Genomic DNA, 5,313 nt, shown 5'->3' with positions numbered 1-5,313 from the left:
AGCGAACCTCGACAACTACATAGTCTAGAAACAAAGCCAAGGTTCCTGTCAAGGATTAAATTGGTTCAACGATAGCATTAGTGCTGTGGTTGAGTCAAGTAAGAAGACAGAATCGGATACTGAGGTATCCGGGACATGCTTTTCGGGTTACTTTTCACGAGTAACTAATTGAGATTAATCTTTCGGGATTAGTCACTAACATGGAGAGTTTGATCCTGGCTCAGGATGAACGCTGGCGGCGTGCTTAACACATGCAAGTCGAACGGACCCTTCGGGGTTAGTGGCGGACGGGTGAGTAACGCGTGAGGATCTGCCCTTAGGAGGGGAACAACAGTTGGAAACGACTGCTAATGCCCCATATGCCGAGAGGTGAAAAGTTATATCGCCTAGGGATGAACTCGCGTCTGATTAGCTAGTTGGTGGGGTAAAGGCTCACCAAGGCGACGATCAGTAGCTGGTCTAAGAGGATGATCAGCCACACTGGGACTGAGACACGGCCCAGACTCCTACGGGAGGCAGCAGTGGGGAATTTTCCGCAATGGGCGAAAGCCTGACGGAGCAACGCCGCGTGAGGGACGAAGGCCTTAGGGTTGTAAACCTCTTTTCTCTGGGAAGAAGAACTGACGGTACCAGAGGAATAAGCCTCGGCTAACTCCGTGCCAGCAGCCGCGGTAAGACGGAGGAGGCAAGCGTTATCCGGAATTATTGGGCGTAAAGCGTCCGCAGGCGGTTTTTTAAGTCTGTTGTCAAAGCCCACAGCTCAACTGTGGATCGGCAATGGAAACTGGGAGACTTGAGTGTGGTAGGGGTAGAGGGAATTCCCGGTGTAGCGGTGAAATGCGTAGATATCGGGAAGAACACCAGTGGCGAAGGCGCTCTACTGGGCCACAACTGACGCTGAGGGACGAAAGCTAGGGGAGCGAAAGGGATTAGATACCCCTGTAGTCCTAGCTGTAAACGATGGATACTAGGTGTTGGACGTATCGACCCGTGCAGTACCGTAGCTAACGCGTTAAGTATCCCGCCTGGGGAGTACGCACGCAAGTGTGAAACTCAAAGGAATTGACGGGGGCCCGCACAAGCGGTGGAGGATGTGGTTTAATTCGATGCAACGCGAAGAACCTTACCAAGGCTTGACATGTCGCGAATCTTTCAGAGATGAGAGAGTGCCTTCGGGAGCGCGAACACAGGTGGTGCATGGCTGTCGTCAGCTCGTGTCGTGAGATGTTGGGTTAAGTCCCGCAACGAGCGCAACCCTCGTTTTTAGTTGCCATCATTAAGTTGGGCACTCTAAAGAGACTGCCGTGGACAACACGGAGGAAGGTGGGGACGACGTCAAGTCATCATGCCCCTTACGTCTTGGGCTACACACGTCCTACAATGCTACAGACAGAGGGCAGCAAGCGCGCGAGTGCAAGCAAATCCCATAAACTGTGGCTCAGTTCAGATTGCAGGCTGCAACTCGCCTGCATGAAGGCGGAATCGCTAGTAATCGCAGGTCAGCATACTGCGGTGAATACGTTCCCGGGCCTTGTACACACCGCCCGTCACACCATGGGAGTTGGCCACGCCCGAAGTCGTTACTCTAACCGTTCGCGGAGGAGGGCGCCGAAGGCAGGGCTGATGACTGGGGTGAAGTCGTAACAAGGTAGCCGTACCGGAAGGTGTGGCTGGATCACCTCCTTTTAGGGAGACCTACCCTTGATAACTCCGAACCAAATTGAATTAGGAGTATTGAGTGGTCACTCTAGGTCGTTCAGGACTTTGAGAACTCGTTTCTAGACTATGGTTGAGGTTTATTTTTTAGTCTTTCGGGATTAGAGAACTAAACACGGGCTATTAGCTCAGGTGGTTAGAGCGCACCCCTGATAAGGGTGAGGTCCCTGGTTCGAGTCCAGGATGGCCCACTGCGTGGGGGTTTAGCTCAGTTGGTAGAGCGCCTGCTTTGCAAGCAGGATGTCAGCGGTTCGAGTCCGCTAACCTCCACCACGAGAGATAACTACTGCTATAATCAAGAGTGGGATTAAATTCAGCACGGTGTGTTTTAGCGATAGCTAGGGCATAGTCTGCTGGGTGAGAGCCTAGCTAAGAACCTTGAAAACTGAATATGAGAGAAGTGTAAGGTAGTACACACAGAACATTCAAAGTTCGTTGAGAGAAGAGTGAATTCGATTAGTTTCGACTAATTGAATGAAGGTCAAGCTACAACGGGCTCACGGTGGATACCTAGGCACGCAGAGGCGAAGAAGGACGTGGTTACCGACGATACGCTTCGGGGAGCTGGAAGCAAGCATTGATCCGAAGGTTTCCGAATGGGGCAACCCTAAATACGGCCACCTGAATATATAGGGTGGCGCGAGCGAACGCAGCGAACTGAAACATCTTAGTAGCTGTAGGAAGAGAAAGAAAACTCGATTCCCGTAGTAGCGGCGAGCGAACTGGGAAGAGCCTAAACCAGTGGTTTTTACCATTGGGGTTGTGGGACAGCGATATGGACTCGAGCGGTTAGACGAAGCATTGGAATGATGCACCAGAGAAGGTGAAAGTCCTGTAGTCGAAAACTTAACGATACTAGCTGAATCCCGAGTAGCACGGGGCACGAGAAATCCCGTGTGAATCCGCGAGGACCACCTCGTAAGGCTAAATACTCCTGCGTGACCGATAGTGAACCAGTACCGCGAGGGAAAGGTGAAAAGAACCCCGGGAGGGGAGTGAAATAGAACATGAAACCGTGAGCCTACAAGCAGTTAGAGCCCGATTAAACGGGTGATAGCGTGCCTGTTGAAGAATGAGCCGGCGACTTATAGGGTCTGGCAGGTTAAAGCGGAAATGCTGAAGCCAAAGCGAAAGCGAGTCTGAATAGGGCGATAGTCAGATTTTATAGACCCGAACCCGGGTGATCTAACCATGGCCAGGATGAAGCTTGGGTGATACCAAGTGGAGGTCCGAACCGACTGGCGTTGAAAAGCCAGCGGATGAGCTGTGGTTAGGGGTGAAATGCCAATCGAACCCGGAGCTAGCTGGTTCTCCTCGAAATGTGTTGAGGCACAGCGGTATTGATTATATACGGGGGGTAAAGCACTGATTCGGTGCGGGCTGCGAGAGCGGTACCAAATCGAGTCAAACTCAGAATACCCGTAGCACACAATGCCAGTCAGACGGTGGGGGATAAGCTTCATCGTCGAAAGGGAAACAGCCCAGACCACCAGCTAAGGTCCCCAAATGGATGCTAAGTGATAAAGGAGGTGGGATTGCAGAGACAACCAGGAGGTTTGCCTAGAAGCAGCCATCCTTAAAAGAGTGCGTAATAGCTCACTGGTCAAGCGATCCTGCGCCGAAAATGAACGGGGCTAAGCATCCTACCGAAGCTGTGGACTTGTACTTGTACAAGTGGTAGAGGAGCGTTCTGTACGAGTTGAAGCGTTAGCGAGAGCAGGCGTGGATTGTACAGAAGTGAGAATGTCGGCTTAAGTAGCGAAAATGTAGGTGAGAATCCTACACCCCGAAATCCCAAGGTTTCCTCCGGAAGGCTCGTCCGCGGAGGGTTAGTCGGGACCTAAGGCGAGGCCGAAAGGCGTAGTCGATGGACAACGGATTAATATTTCCGTACCTAATTTGGATTGTGGCGGGGGACGGAGAAGGCTAAGACAGCCGGATGTTGGTTACCGGTTTAAGCTATCGAGGTGTTGAGAGACGGTGAAAACGTCTTGAGCTGAGAAGCGAGTACGATCCGTTACGACGGGGAAGTGTCTGATGTCAGGCTTCCAAGAAAAGCCCGAACCACGTTAATTCAAATTGGCCCGTACCCTAAACCGACACAGGTGGGAAGGTAGAGTATACCCAGGGGCGCGAGATAACTCTCTCTAAGGAACTCGGCAAAATGGCCCCGTAACTTCGGGAGAAGGGGTGCCAGCGAGAGCTGGTCGCAGTGAAGAGTCCCAGGCGACTGTTTACCAAAAACACAGGTCTCCGCTAAGTCGCAAGACGATGTATGGGGGCTGACGCCTGCCCAGTGCCGGAAGGTTAAGGAAGTTGGTCAGGCTCTTCGGAGTTGAAGCTAGCGACTGAAGCCCCGGTGAACGGCGGCCGTAACTATAACGGTCCTAAGGTAGCGAAATTCCTTGTCGGGTAAGTTCCGACCCGCACGAAAGGCGTAACGATCTGGGAGCTGTCTCGGAGAGAGGCTCGGCGAAATAGGAATGTCTGTGAAGATACGGACTACCTGCACCCGGACAGAAAGACCCTATGAAGCTTTACTGTAGCTTGGTATTGGGTTCGGGCTTTAATTGCGCAGGATAGGTGGGAGACTATGAAGTAGCTCTTGTGGGAGTTATGGAGTCACTGGTGAGATACCACTCTATTAAGGCTAGAATTCTAACTTTGACCCGTTATCCGGGCAGAGAACAGTATCAGGTGGGCAGTTTGACTGGGGCGGTCGCCTCCTAAATGGTAACGGAGGCGCGCAAAGGTTCTCTCAGGCTGGTTGGAAATCAGCCTTCGAGTGTAAAGGCATAAGAGAGCTTGACTGCGAGACTGACAAGTCGAGCAGGTACGAAAGTAGGCCTTAGTGATCCGACGGTTCCGCGTGGAAGGGCCGTCGCTCAACGGATAAAAGTTACTCTAGGGATAACAGGCTGATCTCCCCCAAGAGTTCACATCGACGGGGAGGTTTGGCACCTCGATGTCGGCTCATCGCAACCTGGGGCTGTAGTCGGTCCCAAGGGTTGGGCTGTTCGCCCATTAAAGCGGTACGTGAGCTGGGTTCAGAACGTCGTGAGACAGTTCGGTCCATATCCGGTGCAGGCGTAGGAACATTGAGAGGAGTCTTCCTTAGTACGAGAGGACCGGGAAGAACGCACCGCTGGTGTACCTGTTATCGTGCCAACGGTAAACGCAGGGTAGCTAAGTGTGGAGTGGATAACCGCTGAAAGCATCTAAGTGGGAAGCCCACCTCAAGATGAGTGTTCCCATGGCATAAGCCAGTAAGGTCACGGGTAGACCACCCGTTAATAGGCGCTAGATGGAAGTCCAGTAATGGATGTAGTCGAGGCGTACTAACAGACCGAGGGCTTGACCTCACACTCAGTCCATCAACGCAACTAACAATGGCTGTGTGCACAGCCCCACTTCTCTCTATTCAGTTCTTCAAGGAACTTAAACAACACAATATTTAAGCTATTAAAGCTTTCCTGGTGTCTTTGGCGCTGTGGTCCCACTCTGACCCATCCCGAACTCAGTCGTGAAACGCAGCTGCGGCGAAGATAGTGAGGGGGTTGCCCCTTGTCAAAATAGCTCGATGCCAGGTCTCTACTT

The 5,313-nt window shown here is 52.2% G+C and carries 2 tRNA genes and 3 rRNA genes; all 5 read left to right on the top strand.

The annotated features are described in order from the left end of the window. Window positions 1-197: 197 nt before the first annotated feature. The 5 genes from H6F57_RS27040 to rrf all read left to right on the top strand — a co-directional run bounded on the left by H6F57_RS27040 (window position 198) and on the right by rrf (window position 5,305). Window positions 198-1,686 (top strand): 16S ribosomal RNA (locus tag H6F57_RS27040). A gap of 147 nt (window positions 1,687-1,833) precedes the next feature. After that, window positions 1,834-1,907, top strand: a tRNA-Ile gene (locus tag H6F57_RS27035). Between the two features lie 6 nt (window positions 1,908-1,913). Further along, window positions 1,914-1,989, top strand: a tRNA-Ala gene (locus H6F57_RS27030). 206 nt (window positions 1,990-2,195) lie between these two features. Continuing rightward, window positions 2,196-5,078 (top strand): 23S ribosomal RNA (locus tag H6F57_RS27025). A gap of 110 nt (window positions 5,079-5,188) precedes the next feature. Continuing rightward, a 5S ribosomal RNA gene (gene rrf / locus H6F57_RS27020) occupies window positions 5,189-5,305 on the top strand. Together the 16S, 23S and 5S rRNA genes with 2 tRNA genes alongside form the textbook arrangement of a ribosomal RNA operon. Window positions 5,306-5,313: the final 8 nt, after the last annotated feature.

Source organism: Leptolyngbya sp. FACHB-60 (assembly GCF_014695775.1).
GTDB lineage: Bacteria > Cyanobacteriota > Cyanobacteriia > Phormidesmidales > Phormidesmidaceae > Nodosilinea.
This window is presented reverse-complemented; position numbering and strand designations above follow the sequence as displayed.